The organism is Ruegeria sp. Ofav3-42 (assembly GCF_022347725.1).
Classification (GTDB): domain Bacteria; phylum Pseudomonadota; class Alphaproteobacteria; order Rhodobacterales; family Rhodobacteraceae; genus Ruegeria.
The window spans coordinates 1-15,164 of record NZ_JAKRGB010000015.1 but is presented as its reverse complement, the minus strand read 5'-3'; the positions used below and the strand labels follow the sequence as shown (position 1 = coordinate 15,164).

Below are 15,164 nucleotides of genomic sequence, written 5' to 3'. Positions count from 1 at the left end.
ACGGGGGAAGCACAGGTGCCACGCATCAGCGCGTACAGATTGCAACATGTCGGGCGTCTCTATGCGCAGCAGCCCAGTGCGCGCATTCCGTTTCCTGAAATCCTTGAGATGGCGGGGGTGCCTTCGGACGTGATCGAAGGGCCCGATGCGACTGTCGAGTTACTGCACGAAGCGGGTGCAGTTGAGACCGCGTGCCGAGTGCTGGAGGACAAGACTTTTGCCGCCCACGTTGGATTATCAGCGCAAGGTCCCGGAACGCTGCTTGCGTATATAGTAAGGGCTGCCGAAACGGTTGAAGACGCATTGGCTATGACCCAGCGGTTTTACGCGATGCAGGACCCGGATCTGCGACTGGACGTGGTCGGAGCACCGGATTCCCCAAAGATTACTTTGGAAAGTAGCGTGATCCCGGCTCATCAGTATCCACGGCATCGCGAGATGCTGCTGTTTGGTCTCTATAGACGCGTGCAACAGATCACGTCTGGTGGGCTAGGGCCCATCTCGATTGAGCTTGAAACGGACGACGCCGGGCATTGTCGATTGCTGGCCGATATGGCGGGGTGCGCCGTTGAAGGCTACAAAGCGGGTTATGCGCTGTGCTTACCGTCCAACGGCATGAGTTTTCGGATCCCGACCGCTGACCCTACTTTGTTGGGGCACCTACGCAGGCACGGAGAAGAGCAATTGAAAGCCCAGCCCGATGTCGTCAAGAGCCTCGCTGACCGCATCGTGGACATGCTTGGTGAACGCCTTCCCGGGCCAATCCCGAATGGGGACGAAATAGCCACCGAGCTTGGGCTGACCCGGCGTACAATGACACGTCACCTGTCAGCCGAAGGAACAAGCTTCAAGTTGCTGTTGGAAGGCGTGCTGTGTGATCTTTCGAAACGAATGCTGCGCAGTGGCGAGGGCGTGGCGCGCGTCGCATTCATGTTGGGTTTTGCAGATCAGGCAGCTTTTTCGGTGGCGTTCAAGCGGTGGACAGGTGAGACCCCCGCCAGGTTCCGAAAGGCCGGCCGATAGGTTCTTTTGTCCCTCGAACCCCTGAGAACCTGAAGTTGTCCAGGATCCACAAAACCTTGTCCCGTCTTCAAAAGAATGCCGGCCATCGCGCCACCTAGTTCATGGGCATACGGCAGCCGCAATGGTTGCTGACCAGAACAAGGATGAATCCAATGAAGAAACTCTTTATCGCCCCGGTTTCCGGAGCAATTCTGATCACCATGGCGGCCACAGCTCAGGCGGACTACGTCACTGACAAAGCCATCAAGGGCGCGGTTGCCGGTGCCACCGTCGCCGGTATCGCCGGCGAGAGCATCGTAGGTGGTGCTGCCGCTGGCGCTGCAGTTGGAGCCGTTGGCGGTGCAATTCAGAAAGATAACTTCGAAGACGCCCAGGACCGCGCGGAAGAGCGTCGCGATGACTACAAGGATGGCGATCACTGGAGCAATCAGGACTAATGCAAAATCACCAACGCAACTAGCGCTACAAAAGGAGAAAGCACATCAGATAAAGACTAGACCAGTTAGGTTCTGCTTCAAAACAAGCGCCGACGAAATTCGGTCATAGCTTGACTGGTCACCCCGCACAGAAATCGCACAGTTTCTATTGAGTTGCCATCCAGCCTCCAAAGGGGCTCGGATGGCAACTTGGTTTTAGGACCTTTCCCCAAGCGGCCAATCTCTGATTGCCGAACTGATTTAAGAAACCATTTGATACGCCTCTTGTGAGGCATGTCCGTTTTGCCAATAGCACGTCAAATTATATGTGTAACGGCACTTCTGAGTGCCTCGCCCATCGCACGCTATGGGTGTCGATGAACCGGTCAAGCTCGAACAGCTTAAAACGAGAGCCGATTGTCAGGCTAGTTCGTCAATGAGGATCGATCCGCCAGCTTTGCGTATCCATCTCTTGTTTGCGGTGTCTTGATGCCCAGTAATGAGCCCGCGACTTGTGTCTTCAGAATCTGTGCGGTGCCGCCACCAATGGTGAACATTCGGACGTCGCGATACATTCTCTCTATAGGCTCTTGGGCACCATATCCACGGGCACCGAAAATTTGCAGTGCGTCATTGACGACTTTCACCGACTGTTCGGAGGCAAATGCTTTTGCCCGGGCCGCCATCATCATGTCAGGAAATCCTGCCGGCCCCAGTGTTTGCGCAGCCTCGTGCATCATCAGGCGAGACGCATGAACCGCTGTGTCCATATCTGCAAATATCCACTGCAGGCCCTGGAACTCCTGCAAGGGACGGCCAAACTGGTGACGTTCGCGCAGGTATCTTTTCGCGTGTTCCAGCGCACCTGATGCGATGCCCATGGCGACCGTTCCAGCCCCGACGCGCTGGCTGTTATAAGCGGTCATCAGATCCGCAAAGCCGCGCCGGATCCCCGACGGCGTTATCAATGCGAAACGCTCATCAACTTCCAGATCGGTAAAGCGCAGCTCTGCTTCGGGCATCCCGCAAAGACCCATGGTCCGCTCGTGCCCGACCACATCGAACCCTCTGGGGGCGATGCCGTTTTCAGGATCATAGTGAACCAGAAAACCGGTTATTCCCTGGTCGTCGCCATCTTCATTCAGAACGCGCGCAAAAATGAGGTAGAGCTTGGATACTCCGCCGCCTGTGATCCAGTGCTTTGTTCCGTTTATCAGATACTTGCCGCCAACACGCCGGGCGGTCGTTTGCATCTCGGTCGCGGCGCTGCCCGCGTTTGGCTCTGTTATGCAGATTGCGGGCTTATCCCCTGAAAGGACATGCGGGGCTACAAAGGCGCGTTGTTCATCTGTGCCGTACGCCATGATTGCGCTGATGCCGCCCATATTGGCCTCGACCACGATCCGAGCGCTCAGCGCGCAGGACTTGGCGATTTCTTCTACCGCCAGAACCACGTCAAAGTACGAGGCCCCCAGCCCCCCGAACTTTGTAGGAATGGTCATCCCCATAAGCCCGGCTTCGGTAAGTTCGCGCACATTTTCCCAACAGTACGTGCGGGTTTCGTCCCAATGGCCCGCTCGTTCTGCAAAACCGGCGGCCAGTTCACGAGCAATTTCCTGATACGAATTTGTTCCTTGATCGAGCATTGGGTCATCCTCTCTGCTCACGAGTATGTGAGGTATGATATATTTTTTTCAATCGAATTTACTTTGTGATTAAATTAAGGTTTGTTGAAGTTATGCAAATTTCAGCCTTTGAAACTCTGGTTGCTATCGCGCAGCAAAGCTCCTTCACCCGAACTGCGGAAATCCGAAATATGACGTTGTCGGCAGTCAGCATGCAGATGAAGTCTTTGGAAGACGAACTTGGGGCGCAACTGTTCGATCGCAGATATCGCCCGCCCAAGCTAACCCCGTTGGGAATTCGGGTTGCCCAGGACGCCAAGACCATTGTCGATGCCTTCTCGGTCTTGAAATCGCGCTGTGTGTCAACGCACGAGCTAACAGGGTCCTACCGGATCGGGTTTGTCCCTTCTGCTGGCGCTCGGATTCTGCCCAGATTTCTCACGAGCGCCGCGCAGATGGCTCCAAAAGCAGTGTTTCGCACAAGCACAGGACTGTCCGAGGCATTGTGTGAGCAGGTTCGAAACGGTCAACTGGACGCGGCGGTTGTGACGGAAATTTCGGAGGCCACCAACGAGCTTTGCTGCGAAACGCTTATCCGCGAAGAGATGGTGGTGACAGCGCCATTGAACAGCAAGGCTGGCGGGCTCGCCGAGCTGTCTCAATCGTTTCCGTTTCTGCATTTCATCCCATCGTCAGGCATTGGAAAACTGATCGCCCAATATTGCGACCAGATGCAATTGAAGTCCGATGACGTGATCATCCTTGATAGCATCGAAACGATTGTGAACTGCGTCAAACACGGGATCGGATACGCGCTTTTGCCAAAAGCGGATGTCATTCGTTATGGCGCAGATCAGGTTCTTGTCTTGCCGTGTGAGCCTCGGCCGTTGTTCCGGAACATCTCCTTGGTGACACGAGAAGATGCTCTGGCAGACGTCTGGCGCCCAAAACTGAAATCGCTGCTTGAGGCAGATCTTGCCGGTGTGGAAACGGTTGGGACTTGAGCCGATTGTTCCCGAGCGCATTCTGGGATCCTTCGGCAGGCGACAGATGCGAATAGGGCCTCGAACAGGGATCGACGGGCTTTGTATCGAACATTCGATCAAACAGGTCGGATGTCATCAAAGCTCGTATTCAGCGAAAGGTCGACTTCACATTGCGTCGGCAACGAGAGGTTTCATTCTGCCCGGTCAAGACACCGTCGGGTTGGTGAGTTTCACGCGACACCAATCAAACACAATATTGAAGCAAAATGTATAGACGAGAATAAATACTATCAGCGCTGCTTCCAGTTTCATTGCGCCCCATAATGTCAGGCCCAGGGCCCAAGCGAGAACAGGCAGGGTCAGCGCTACAAACGAACCCTCAAACAGCAAGGCATGAACACCCCGCACCGCCGCAGACTTGCGCATGTTTCTTCGGATGTTCTTGAGGTACCAGTCGAACCCAGTGTTGAAAACCACGTTCCACAGCATTGCGGCCAAAGAAAAGAATACGCCCAGGATCAGTGATTTGTGGACATCAACATGCGAGATCATCGGCAGCAAAAGCGCAATGCTCAAAAGCGCGAAGACCTCGAACAGCACTGCGTGTAAAATCCGACCGCCAAAGCTCATGTGTGTTCTCCTGAATTCATGTCTTTGTAACGGTTGTACTTGGGTGGAGAGATCAATAAAGGTGGATACCATATGGTAAGTAGATAGATGGCAGGGCTCCGCTATGCGCGCATCGTTTGAGCAATTAGAGGCATTCGTCGCCACCCACAGCGAGGGGTCATTTTCCGCAGCAGCCCGAAAATGTAACAAAGCGCAATCGGTCATCAGCACATTGGTTGCCAATCTTGAGGTCGATTTGGATCTCACGCTTTTCGATCGTAGCCGAAGGTACCCGACCCTTACCAGGGCGGGTGAGGCGTTGATCTCGCAGGCTGAAATTCTGTTGGAGCGCCGCAGCCGGTTTCTGGCTGTTGCCGATGCCTTGTCGATGACCGTAGAGAACCGCATCACGCTTGCGATGGCGCCGCATATCAAGCTAGCCAACCTGGGAGAGATCATCCGTGCGTTTAGCGTTGAATTCCCGTCGGTTGACGTGGAAATCCAATCGTTTACCGCCGGAGAGATTCAACGGCTGGTCGTTCAGGGTGCGGTGGATCTGGGCGTTATTCTGGAGCCAGAGGGCATCCCGGAGGCACTCGACTTCCGCTCGTTAGGAACACTAAGACTGGTTTGCGTCAGTCATCCGGAAAGCCCGCTGGCGCACACGCCGTCGGTTTCCTGGGGGGAGTTGCGTCTGCATCGTCAGATATTGTTGAAGGAAGCCGATAATGCCAACAGCGCGATCCTTAGGGCCTCGCCATCGATCTGGCAGGTCAGCACTGCAGCCGAGGCCATCGAGCTTGTGCAGGCCGACCTGGGGTGGTCGGCGCTGCCCCTGCATGCGGTGGATGCCTTTGTTCAAACTGGCGCGCTTAAAATCTTGCCCCTGCAATTCGAGACCAAACCCTATGCCGAACGCGCGGTGGATATGGTCTGGTCATTCGAAAGACCGATGGGGCAGGCAACCGCCAATCTGTTAGAGAAACTGGCAAAATCCGCCATTATTCAGAACTCTGCTTCGGCTTAAGCTTCGTCGCGAAGTTCCTTGGCGAAAGAGGCAATGGTGTGCTTTGGCTTTCCAAGGATCTCCCATGTTTCGCCGGCGACCATTTCTTCCCGCAGTTGCTGCACGAAGGTGAGCAAATGTTCCATAAAGACCGCCTGCTCGTCCGGTAGCCCCATCTGGCCAATCGCCTCCGTTGGCAGCTGAGAAATTTCTGCCTCGGGGGCGTAGGTGTCCAGGAATTCGGTCGCCCCCTCGGTATAGGTCTTGGCCTGCTGGCCTTGAACGGCGAACTCTTTGTTTTTGGCTGCGTCATTGCCAATGGCATTGAAAACCAGTTCAGCCAAATCGCTGGAATTGGTGAACCAGATTGGATGAACGTAATTTCCGATTACGGCAAGCTGGTTGTCCATCAAGAACTTTGGCAGTGAATCCAGAAAGAACGAGCAATAGAAGAATGTATAAGGAATGCCGGATGCCTTGATGGCATCGATCCCGCCCTGACGGATTGCATTGGTTCCATAGGCCATACCCTCGGCAGAAAACTCGGGATATGCGGTGTCGACCCCGGCAATTTGCATGATGTGCTGAACGCCGGTTTCTTTTGCTGCGGCGACGATATTGATCACGCCTTCGCGTTCGGTGTGGAAGGGCAGGGTGGTGTCCAGCGACTCGGTGTTCAGTGTGATGTAAAGCGTCTCAGTTCCTTGCAAGGCTGAATATAGGCTGGCCGTGTCGGATACATCTCCCTGCACAAGCCGAACCTGCGCGGGAAGCTTGGGTTTTGCCACAATCGGGTCCCGCACGATAGCGGTCACTTCCGCACCTTTCTCGACGAGCTTGGTGGTTACGCGATGGCCCAGATGTCCGGTGGCGCCGATAATGGTGATCTTTTTCGTCATAGTGATTTCTCCTGTTTCGGCGACGCTTCTACAGGTGTGAGAGCGATGTGTTTAATTACAATCTATCTTGATACTAGATACTATTGAAGAAATGCTTCTGATCGACCCCAACTTCCAGTTGCTCGCCAAGAGCACAGAAAAAGTGCGTGCCGGAAAAAAAGCGACCTGAGTCAGTCACGATGCTCGCGACGCAATCTATGGTAAGCGCGAGTTTGTTTTTCTTTCACAGTTGCCGGCGCAGCCGAATATCTCCTGGATGTTCCTTGGCAGGCCCGATGGCTTTTTTTCGCGGCGCACCGTCTAGGCAACGGCGGGCTTGAGATGATTGAAATCGACAAGAGAATCCCGGACCGAATGCTGCTGAAGGACCGCTACATCTTTATCCCCGGTGACATTCAGTTCGAGGAGCTGACCTTTACCGAAACATTCTATGATCCGCGCGAACATGCCTGGTTAGAAAAATTTCATGGGGCTCAGCTCTGCGGGGTGGATCGAAGCGCGTGACCTTCCAGGTAGTGACAAAGCCGTTTACGCTTTTGCCGGTCCGATAGACGTCCACCGGACGCAGCAAGGTGATCTGGCCGTTGCAATCGAAACGGATCGTTTGTCACGATTTCTCGCCACGCTTGCGCCCGGCGAATTCGGTGCGGCCTTTATACTGAATGCTGACGGCAAATTTATTGCGGTACCTGATAGCGGATGAGATTACCCCGGCGCGCATGGGCGAAGGGAAACTTTTGAAGTTGCCAGGATTTCAGACAAAAGGTTGTTGGCAGACCTCCAAGCGAATGCCTCGGGGACGTTGACGAAACGTGTCGTCATCGAAGGCGTGCCTTATGCGGTGGCGCTGACGCCATTGGGGTTTTATGGCTGGCGCGTTGCTTCGGTCATACCCAAACCGCCGCATAATAAACTCAACCAGATGCGCCAAACCCTCTCTTAGCTCAGGCCGCCATCTGTCCCAAAATCCCTGACGACGGACAAGTTGGGGAAGCTCAGTCTCCGTAGACGGACCAACTCGGACCCTGCGCTATAAGCGCACCGTTAAACAGTGGGAGGCAAGGGTTTCAGGAGTTCTACTTGTTGATCAGGCCACCTAGCGTGTGTCAGGCATCCGCCTTTACCAAATCGCTCGCCTTTTCGCCGATCATGATCGCTGGAGCGTTGGTGTTGCCACTGACGATTTCCGGCATGATCGAGCAATCTGCCACCCGCAGGTTCGATATGCCGTGAACCTTTAGTTTTGCGTCAACAACAGACATCTTACTGCTTCCCATCGCGCACGTGCCGGTTGGGTGATAGATTGATGTGGAGTTGGATTTTGCCCAATCCAGCGTGCCTTCAAAATCGTCGTGACTTAGCTCTGCCGTTGGTCGAAACTCCTCTGAAATCTTTGAGGCTAGAGGGTTCTGTTTGGCAATTTTGCGCGCGATGTTCACACCGTCGACGATGGTTCGGCAATCCTTTTCCGTGGAAAGGTAGTTTGGAATGATTTTGACATGCTTGGACGGATCCGGACCGTTCAGGCGCAGTTCGCCTCGGCTTTCCGGGCGCAGCTGACAGACCGACATCGTGAATGCCGAAAACGGATGCACGCCTTCACCGGGGCTGTCGGCAGACCAGGGCTGCACGTGGAACTGAATGTCTGGAGTTTCAACGTCGGGCCGGGTTTTCATGAAGCCCGTGGCAAGGCTGGCGGCCATGGTCATCGGACCCGCGCGAAACAGTGCGTATTTCAAGGCGATGCGCGCTTGATTGAACAGGCTGCGGACTTCATCATTCAGCGTCGGCTCATTGCATTTGAACACCAGCCGCGCCTGCAAGTGGTCCTGCAAACCCTTGCCGACTCCAGGCAAGGCATGCTGGGGTTCGATACCATTTTCCTTTAGATGATCCGGGTCACCGATTCCCGACAGCATCAGGATTTGAGGGGAGTTGATTGCCCCGCCGGAAAGAATGATCTCTCTCCGAACTTTAAGGGTTTGTTCGGCCCCTGTGCGATCCCGGTAAACCAGACCAGTTGCCTTTTTCCCGTCCAGGACAACGCGCGTCACCAGTGCGTCGGTGATGATGTTCAGGTTCTGACGACCCCGGATGGGCTTGAGATAGGCGACGGCAGCGCTGCAACGGCGACCGTTGCGGGTGGTCAGTTGGAAGTAACCCACGCCCTCTTGTTCTGCACCATTGTAATCCGGGTTGAATGGATAACCGGCGGCCTGCGCTGCGGCCACCCAGGCGTCACAGATGGGTCGCTGAATGCGCATATTGGACACAGACAAAGGTCCGCCGACCCCGTGATATTCGTCTTCGCCGCGTTCCTGATCTTCACAGCGCTTGAACAGGGGCAGGACATCGTCCCAGCCCCAACCCTCATTGCCCATTTGCCGCCAGCGGTCATAATCCTCTTTCTGTCCGCGCACATAAAGCAACCCGTTCAACGAGGATGAGCCACCCAGCACCTTGCCGCGGGGCCAGTCTATGGAACGCCCGTTCAGCCCTGGATCGGGCTCGGTGCGGTAACACCAATCGACCGAAGGGTTATGCATGGTTTTGAAATAACCCACGGGGATGTGAATCCATGGATTGGTATCCCGACCACCGGCCTCAAGCAGTGCGACAGTCACGTTGGGGTCGGCGCTCAGGCGGTTGGCAATGACACAGCCCGAAGACCCGGCCCCAACAACTGCATAGTCTACTTCCATGATCACCTCCCTGAAACCGGTTGCAAAAAGTTCTAGCCAAGTGCCGAGAAATATACTAGCATTTTTTGATACAAAACGTCTCATTTTTTGCGAACAGGGAGGTAAGCAATGGAGATCGGACGGAAACTAAGTGGTATTTCACGGCGGGATTTCTTCCGCGTGGCAGGCCGTTACGGCATGAGCTCGACGTTATTGGCAGCAGGCGGGTTCGGCGGTGCGATGAGCCTGGCGAATCTGGCGCAGGCAGCCGAATCAACCTATGAAAAACGCTTTTCGAAAGAACCGAAGCACACGCTGAAATTTGGCGCATCAGGATTCAATACCCGCAACCTTCTGATCGAACGCGCGGGCGCTATCGAGTTTGCGCGGGATCTGGAAGAACGCACGGACGGTGAGATTCGAATCGAATTCATTGGCGATAACCAGATCTGCGGTCAGCTGAGCTGCGTTGAGAAAACCCAGCAGGGGATTGTCGATATTTATGCGGCCTCAACGCAGAACTCGGCCGGTGGCGCGCCTTATCTGAACGTGCTGGACTATGCCTATATGTTCCCGAGCCGAGCGGCGCAGTATCACTTTTTCTACAGCCCCGCGAGCCAGCGTATCCTGCGCGAACCGCTGGAAAAACGGCACGGGCTGAAGTTCTTGTTCACCCATTGTGAGTTGCGCGGCTTGCAAATGGGGTCGACCTTTGCTGACAAGCCAACTGTCACCAAACTGGAAGAGCTGTTCGGCACCAAAAACCGTGTTACGGGGACGCAGTTGGGCCGGATTGCAATGCAGTTGTTGAACCTGAACCCGGTGCCCGTGGCCTGGGAAGAAACGCTGGATGCACTCAAGACTGGCCTGATCGATGGGGCGGAAACCTGGGCGTCGGCCGTGGCTTACGCCAATATGGCACCTGTGGTTTCGCAGTCGGTCAACTTGAAATTCTTCTGCGGCACTGAACACACGTCTATGTCGGCCAAAGTTTTTGACGGTCTGGGCGGAGAGCTGCAGGATGCGGTGATGGAGTCCTCTTATTTCACGCAAGCCTTGATTCAAGGCGCGAATGAGGCGGCGCTGCTGAACACCGTCGGCTTCTCGGACCCGCAGTTGCCCAACACGATCTTTGCCGAAAACGGAGTGCGTCCCGCATTCCTGGCGGACGATCAGATCAAATTGGCGGAAGAAATGTGCGCCCCGAACTACAACCCTGAACCGTGGGCGCAGTGGCGCGAACGCCTGAACAAATGGGCCGGCGGTATCGATACCTATCAGGAAATCTACGACATCGCGCGCGAGATTCCAGCGGACACGCTGCCAGAGAATGTCGAGCCGCGCCGTTGGTGGATGGGCCAGGCCTGATAAACTCAAGGGACTGGCCCGGGACCGGGCCAGTTCAACAAAATACCGACTGGGAGGACGGGGTTCATGTCGTTTTGGGCAGATACAGGTGCGATCTTCAGCGCCTTTCTCAGCCAGGATTCGTTCGAGATTCAATCCGCATTGGAATCCGGTGCCACGTGGGTTTGGGGCGCGGTTGTGTCGGCCCTCGGCGGGTTCGTGATCATGCTGATCTATCGGGCTGTGCCCTTTGTCGAGCGCCAACTGGAGCGGTCGGTGATGGTGTATTCATACCTCGCGATTGCTTTAATCATCTTTTGGGGCGTGATCGACCGGTTCGTATTCAACGACCAGGAGCCGTGGTCAACCACCATTCCGCCCCTTCTGTTCATGGTCATGGCTTGGTTCGGAGCGTCCTACAACGTCCGCCTGCGCACACATTTGAGCTTTAGCGAGTTTCGCACGGCCATGCCGCGCGGCGGGCAATTGGCTTGCCTGATCCTCGACGCGGTTCTGTGGTTCATCTTTGCGGTGATCGTCATCGTAACTACGACCCGGTTGGTGGCGCTGTCAGCGTCTAACTTTCAGATCGTTCTGGGCACCGACAATATCATGCAGTGGTGGTTCCTTCTGGCTGCGCCTCTGTCTTTCTTTCTGATGGTCGGGCGGGTGTTTCAGAACCTCGCCGACGATTTGCACAACTGGAAAACAGGCGAGCCGCTGATCAAGCAGGCCGTGATCGGAGCAGACTGATGACAGACGGAACCATGGTCACACTGATCTCGCTTGGGGTCACTTTTCTATTCATGTTGGGCGTACCCGTCCTGCTGGTCATCGGCTATTGGGTCATCGGTTGTTCCTTTGTCCTTGGCTTGACGTTGGACAACATGGGTGCCGAGTTGCTGAACGTGTTCAACAAGGGCTTTGCCCTGCTGGCTATGCCGCTGTTCATCCTGACCGGAGACCTGATCAACAAATCGGGCATTGCGAGGCGGCTCAGCGATTTCGCCTACGCCTGTCTGGGCTGGATACGCGGCGGGCTGGCCATGGCATCGCTTGGCGCTTGCGGATTATTCGCTGCAATCTCGGGGTCCAACTCGGCGACGACGGCCACGATTGGTTCGATGCTGCACCCCGAGATGGTCAAAGGTGGATATGACGAACGTTTCAGCGCTGCCACCGCGGCGGCGGGCGGTACGGTGGGGATCATCATTCCTCCGTCGATTATCTTCATCGTCTACGGCTTCCTGATGAACCTGCCGATTTCCGAGCTGTTTGTAGCTGGAATTCTACCGGGCGCGTTGATGGTGTTTGGCATGCAGTTCGCCTGCTGGATCATCTGCCGTATGAACGGCTGGGGCCACCTGATCCCGTTGCAACTAAATCGGGTGCTCAAAACCGCCTTCGGAGCGTGGTTGGGTTTCTTTGCAATCGGACTGGTGCTTTGGGGCATCTATACAGGCAAGTTTTCTCCGACCGAGGCGGCGGGCGTGACGGTCGGATTCTGCGTGATCGCCGGCTTGGTCAGCTATCCGATCAACCGGATCATGGGCGCACGGAATGATATTCCGCCAACCGAGAAAACCTTCGCAGAGATGTTCGTGGTCGAAGGCTTCACAATCCCGGAAATCCCGTCAATTGTGATCCGTTCGGCACAGATCACCGGCATCCTCGCGCCCCTGATTGCAATTTCAGTGGTGATGCAGCAAATCCTGTCGCTGCTTGGCGCGCAAGAAACCATTGGGAACTTTGTGACCTCGATGGGCGGCTACCATGCAGTTCTGTTCACCTCGATGGTGATCGTCTTCTTCTCGGGCATGGTGCTGGAAAGCCTTCCGGTCACGATCATTCTGGCCCCAATCCTGGCGCCGATTGCGGCCTCGGTGGGCATTGACCCGATCCATTTCTCGGTGATTTTCCTTGTGGGGGCGTCCATCGGGTTTATTACTCCGCCTTATGGGTTGAACCTCTACGTGGCGTCAGGCGTGACAGGCGTGCCTTATTTCCGGCTGCTGCGCTATACGGTGCCTTATCTGGTGGCCCTGTTGTCTGTCTGGATCTTGGTATCGCTGGTACCCGATCTGGCCTTGATCCTGCTGCCAAATAACTAGACTGTTACGTTATGGTTGAGACGGATACACAGGACAAAGAAACTCAGATTCCGACAAATTTGCGCCTTCTTCTCATCCTTGAGGAGGTGGCGCGACGAGGAATTGCCGTCAAACCATCAGATCTTGTCGAAACACTGGGTCTGGCCAAGCCGACCGTGCACCGCCTACTGCAAACCGCAGAAGCCGAAGGTTTCCTGCAGCGCGACCTTGATGGACGCTCGTATGGCCCCGGACACAGGCTACGGCTGCTTTCTGTTAATACGATGTCGTCTGAGCACCTGCGCACCGCGCGTTTGGCAATCTTGCGCAGCGTAGCAGAAGACGTCGGTGAGACCTGCAATCTCGCCATCCCGGACCGAGAGGGGATGATCTATCTTGACCGGGTGGAAACGAAGTGGCCGCTGCGAATTCAACTGCCGGTCGGGACGCAGGTACCTTTTCATTGCACGGCCAGTGGCAAGATGTATCTCTCGACACTGCGGCAAAAAACGCTAGACGGATTTCTTGCAGCAGGAAATCTGCAACCGCAGACCGAACGATCTCTGACTGATCCCAAGGTTTTGCGAGCGGAAATACAAAACATCGCCGAGAGCCGTTTTTCCACCGATGATGAGGAATTCATGGCCGGAATGACAGCTGTTGCTGTGCCCGTTCTGGATGGGCAGGGCAGGTTGGTGGCCACGCTTTCAGTGCACGCCCCAACACAACGTCACGATGTCAAAAGCCTAATGTCGTTTCTGGGAATACTGCAAAAAGGGGCGGATGAGCTATCGGTTCTCCTAAACGAGTGACCAGCGTCTGCGACGACAGCCAAAAAGTGAGCTATTTTTTCCCAGCTGCGACTTTAATCATCGGCTGGTTCTTGTGAGCTCTGTGCCATAGCAGGGGAGTGCGTGAATAAAGTCCAGTAAGGGCGTTTGTTCGGCTCTTTCTTACGATCCCGAGCAGCGTCAAGCGCGGTGACAAGCTGAGAAGGAATTGCGCGCGCTTGGCAAAAAAGGTCGATTGTCGCATCGGGGTTCGCGAATTCGTAACCGGCGGAACCGGGAGCAATGACGTAACCGCATTCTGATCGTGTGTCGATCCCGTCGCCTAGCGCCTTACCCCGGGCGCCCGCTGTGTTCCCATATCCCTTGTCGGGGCCGTGCTTGAAGTATACGTGAAGCCCGCCCGATCGTGTGCTTACTTGGATCGCATCGTTCAGCACGCAATCCAAACCTAACGCCGACAGAGTTTCGCGACCGCCGGGGGAGTCACCCATTGGCGTGTCCAAATCAAGCACCCAAGGGCCATAATCCGTTGAAAAACTCTGTCTTGATGGAAGAGCGTCTCGCTGTTTCAATTCCTGTCGGGCGGGTTTAGGGTTGGTCCGCCTTTTCGCTCTTGGGAGAAAGGAAACCTATTGCGGCGGAAAGCAGCAACAGAAGCACAACACTGATAACCTCAGCTAAAAGTCTAGAGGAGGTGGCATCTGGTTCAACGGATATGAGCATTAAGATAATTGCTGCGGTCAAACAGCCGCGGCTTAAAACTGGAAACGCCAAAATAACCCTTATCGCAGCAATGAAACCAAACACCGCAAGTCCGAACTCTAACCAGCGTGGAGGCTCGAACCAAGAGAGTACCAGCACACTTGCGACACCCAAAACAACGCCTGCCATCCTAGAAAGCGACATTCTCAACCCGTTCGGACCGTTGGTGATGAGTACGCTCAAATAGACGAAGGGAACCCAATAGGGACGCTGTATCGGCAGAAACATCGCCAGCACCAACGAAGCCGAGAAGCCAACTACTATCGCAGCACTTACAGCGAAAGGTGGGGGCACTAAGTCTGGCCCCTTGGGCTTCATCATTGAATTTATGCCCACAAACTGAGCAGAAATCACACCCCATAGCGCCCCAATGACATAGTACCCTATGGTTATTGCATCCAGCTGTGTGGCGTCGGAGAAAACCAGATAAGACCAGCCAAACACAGCGTACCCGATAGCTCTGGCTCCGGCATGACGCAACGCCAGCATACTTCCGATCGCCAGAAGAGCGCCAACAACAAAAACACCTGTGCTTCCTATGAAAGCCGTAATTGGGAAAGCCACCGCGGTCGATGCGACCGAAATCAAACCCCATTTTTTTTGTCGCCGAAAACAACGGCGAGTAGCCCTGCAGCAAAACCAATCATCCCCACTGCGTGCGGCAGTTTGAGCAAAACAGATAACACAAGAACCGGCGTTCCAAGCGCCACCAATTGGGCTATCTGCTTCCAGGGTACAAATGGCTTGCGTGGCGAATTCATTATTTACATAAGCGCTTCATTGGGCACCCTTGCAAGAGTTGTGCTCTGAAACCCGATTTTCCTGCCATTTGTGATTAGAGTTTTCCGGGACGAATCCTTTGCTGGGAAAAGGAACGGAAGCGATGAAAGCAGCGAGATTTACGGACGCGCAGAAAGCGTTTGTTTTGA

At 55.0% G+C, this 15,164-nt stretch carries 18 protein-coding genes; 11 read left to right on the top strand and 7 right to left on the bottom strand.

The features are described from left to right. The first annotated feature begins 15 nt into the window (after window positions 1-15). Both MHN28_RS19125 and MHN28_RS19120 read left to right on the top strand, forming a co-directional pair. Window positions 16-1,023 carry an AraC family transcriptional regulator gene (locus MHN28_RS19125; RefSeq protein ID WP_239344174.1) on the top strand — a complete coding sequence of 336 codons (1,008 nt, stop codon included), beginning with the start codon at window positions 16-18 and terminating at the stop codon, window positions 1,021-1,023. 152 nt (window positions 1,024-1,175) lie between these two features. Then, window positions 1,176-1,460 (top strand): hypothetical protein, encoded by a 285-nt coding sequence (locus MHN28_RS19120; RefSeq protein WP_239344173.1) that lies wholly within the window; start codon window positions 1,176-1,178, stop codon window positions 1,458-1,460. A gap of 404 nt (window positions 1,461-1,864) precedes the next feature. Here the strand turns inward: MHN28_RS19120 and acdA are convergent, their stop codons facing one another. Next, a complete protein-coding gene (gene acdA, locus MHN28_RS19115) occupies window positions 1,865-3,085 on the bottom strand; it encodes a 3-sulfinopropanoyl-CoA desulfinase (RefSeq protein WP_239344172.1) in 1,221 nt (406 codons plus the stop codon). Between the two features lie 92 nt (window positions 3,086-3,177). On the opposite strand from acdA, the gene MHN28_RS19110 reads away from it, so the two are divergent. Then, window positions 3,178-4,068 (top strand): LysR family transcriptional regulator, encoded by an 891-nt coding sequence (locus MHN28_RS19110; protein WP_239344171.1) that lies wholly within the window; start codon window positions 3,178-3,180, stop codon window positions 4,066-4,068. Between the two features lie 186 nt (window positions 4,069-4,254). On the opposite strand, the gene MHN28_RS19105 is transcribed toward MHN28_RS19110, so the two are convergent. Next, window positions 4,255-4,902, bottom strand: coding sequence for a PACE efflux transporter (locus MHN28_RS19105; protein ID WP_239344170.1), 648 nt, complete (start codon window positions 4,900-4,902; stop codon window positions 4,255-4,257). Here MHN28_RS19105 and MHN28_RS19100 point away from each other — a divergent pair. Then, complete coding sequence (locus MHN28_RS19100) at window positions 4,784-5,686, top strand: LysR family transcriptional regulator (RefSeq protein WP_370645757.1); 903 nt, start codon at window positions 4,784-4,786, stop codon at window positions 5,684-5,686. The two genes, MHN28_RS19105 and MHN28_RS19100, sit on opposite strands and share 119 nt — an antisense overlap. Here MHN28_RS19100 and MHN28_RS19095 read toward each other — a convergent pair. Next, a complete protein-coding gene (locus MHN28_RS19095) occupies window positions 5,683-6,564 on the bottom strand; it encodes an SDR family oxidoreductase (protein WP_239344168.1) in 882 nt (293 codons plus the stop codon). The genes MHN28_RS19100 and MHN28_RS19095 overlap by 4 nt on opposite strands. Window positions 6,565-6,885: 321 nt before the next feature. On the opposite strand from MHN28_RS19095, the gene MHN28_RS19090 reads away from it, so the two are divergent. From MHN28_RS19090 to MHN28_RS19080, 3 genes are all read left to right on the top strand, one after another. Continuing rightward, a complete protein-coding gene (locus tag MHN28_RS19090; RefSeq protein WP_239344167.1) occupies window positions 6,886-7,068 on the top strand; it encodes a hypothetical protein in 183 nt (60 codons plus the stop codon). Next, entirely contained in the window at window positions 7,031-7,267 is a 237-nt protein-coding gene (locus MHN28_RS19085) for a cache domain-containing protein (RefSeq protein WP_239344166.1), read from the top strand. Before MHN28_RS19090 ends, MHN28_RS19085 begins: the two co-directional genes overlap by 38 nt. Before the next feature lie 66 nt (window positions 7,268-7,333). Continuing rightward, complete coding sequence (locus tag MHN28_RS19080) at window positions 7,334-7,507, top strand: hypothetical protein (protein WP_239344165.1); 174 nt, start codon at window positions 7,334-7,336, stop codon at window positions 7,505-7,507. Between the two features lie 163 nt (window positions 7,508-7,670). On the opposite strand, the gene MHN28_RS19075 is transcribed toward MHN28_RS19080, so the two are convergent. After that, entirely contained in the window at window positions 7,671-9,266 is a 1,596-nt protein-coding gene (locus MHN28_RS19075; protein WP_239344164.1) for a GMC family oxidoreductase, read from the bottom strand. A 108-nt stretch (window positions 9,267-9,374) separates the two neighbouring features. Between MHN28_RS19075 and MHN28_RS19070 the strand changes: the two genes are divergently transcribed. From MHN28_RS19070 to MHN28_RS19055, 4 genes are all read left to right on the top strand, one after another. Further along, window positions 9,375-10,613, top strand: a complete 1,239-nt coding sequence (locus MHN28_RS19070) for a TRAP transporter substrate-binding protein (protein WP_239344163.1) — start codon at window positions 9,375-9,377, stop codon at window positions 10,611-10,613. A 66-nt stretch (window positions 10,614-10,679) separates the two neighbouring features. After that, window positions 10,680-11,345, top strand: a complete 666-nt coding sequence (locus MHN28_RS19065; RefSeq protein WP_239344162.1) for a TRAP transporter small permease — start codon at window positions 10,680-10,682, stop codon at window positions 11,343-11,345. Then, window positions 11,345-12,703 (top strand): TRAP transporter large permease, encoded by a 1,359-nt coding sequence (locus tag MHN28_RS19060; RefSeq protein WP_170429642.1) that lies wholly within the window; start codon window positions 11,345-11,347, stop codon window positions 12,701-12,703. The genes MHN28_RS19065 and MHN28_RS19060 overlap by 1 nt, the downstream gene beginning before the upstream one ends. 11 nt (window positions 12,704-12,714) lie before the next feature. After that, on the top strand, window positions 12,715-13,494 hold the full coding sequence (locus tag MHN28_RS19055) for an IclR family transcriptional regulator (RefSeq protein ID WP_239344161.1): 780 nt from the start codon (window positions 12,715-12,717) through the stop codon (window positions 13,492-13,494). 53 nt (window positions 13,495-13,547) lie between these two features. On the opposite strand, the gene MHN28_RS19050 is transcribed toward MHN28_RS19055, so the two are convergent. The 3 genes from MHN28_RS19050 to MHN28_RS19040 form a co-directional block, all read right to left on the bottom strand. After that, complete coding sequence (locus MHN28_RS19050; protein ID WP_370645756.1) at window positions 13,548-13,985, bottom strand: bifunctional DNA primase/polymerase; 438 nt, start codon at window positions 13,983-13,985, stop codon at window positions 13,548-13,550. Window positions 13,986-14,061: 76 nt separating this feature from the next. Further along, window positions 14,062-14,823: an FUSC family protein gene (locus tag MHN28_RS19045; RefSeq protein ID WP_239344159.1), complete on the bottom strand. Its 762-nt coding sequence runs from the start codon at window positions 14,821-14,823 to the stop codon at window positions 14,062-14,064. Further along, window positions 14,820-14,996 (bottom strand): hypothetical protein, encoded by a 177-nt coding sequence (locus MHN28_RS19040; protein WP_239344158.1) that lies wholly within the window; start codon window positions 14,994-14,996, stop codon window positions 14,820-14,822. The genes MHN28_RS19045 and MHN28_RS19040 overlap by 4 nt, the downstream gene beginning before the upstream one ends. Window positions 14,997-15,164 lie beyond the last annotated feature (168 nt).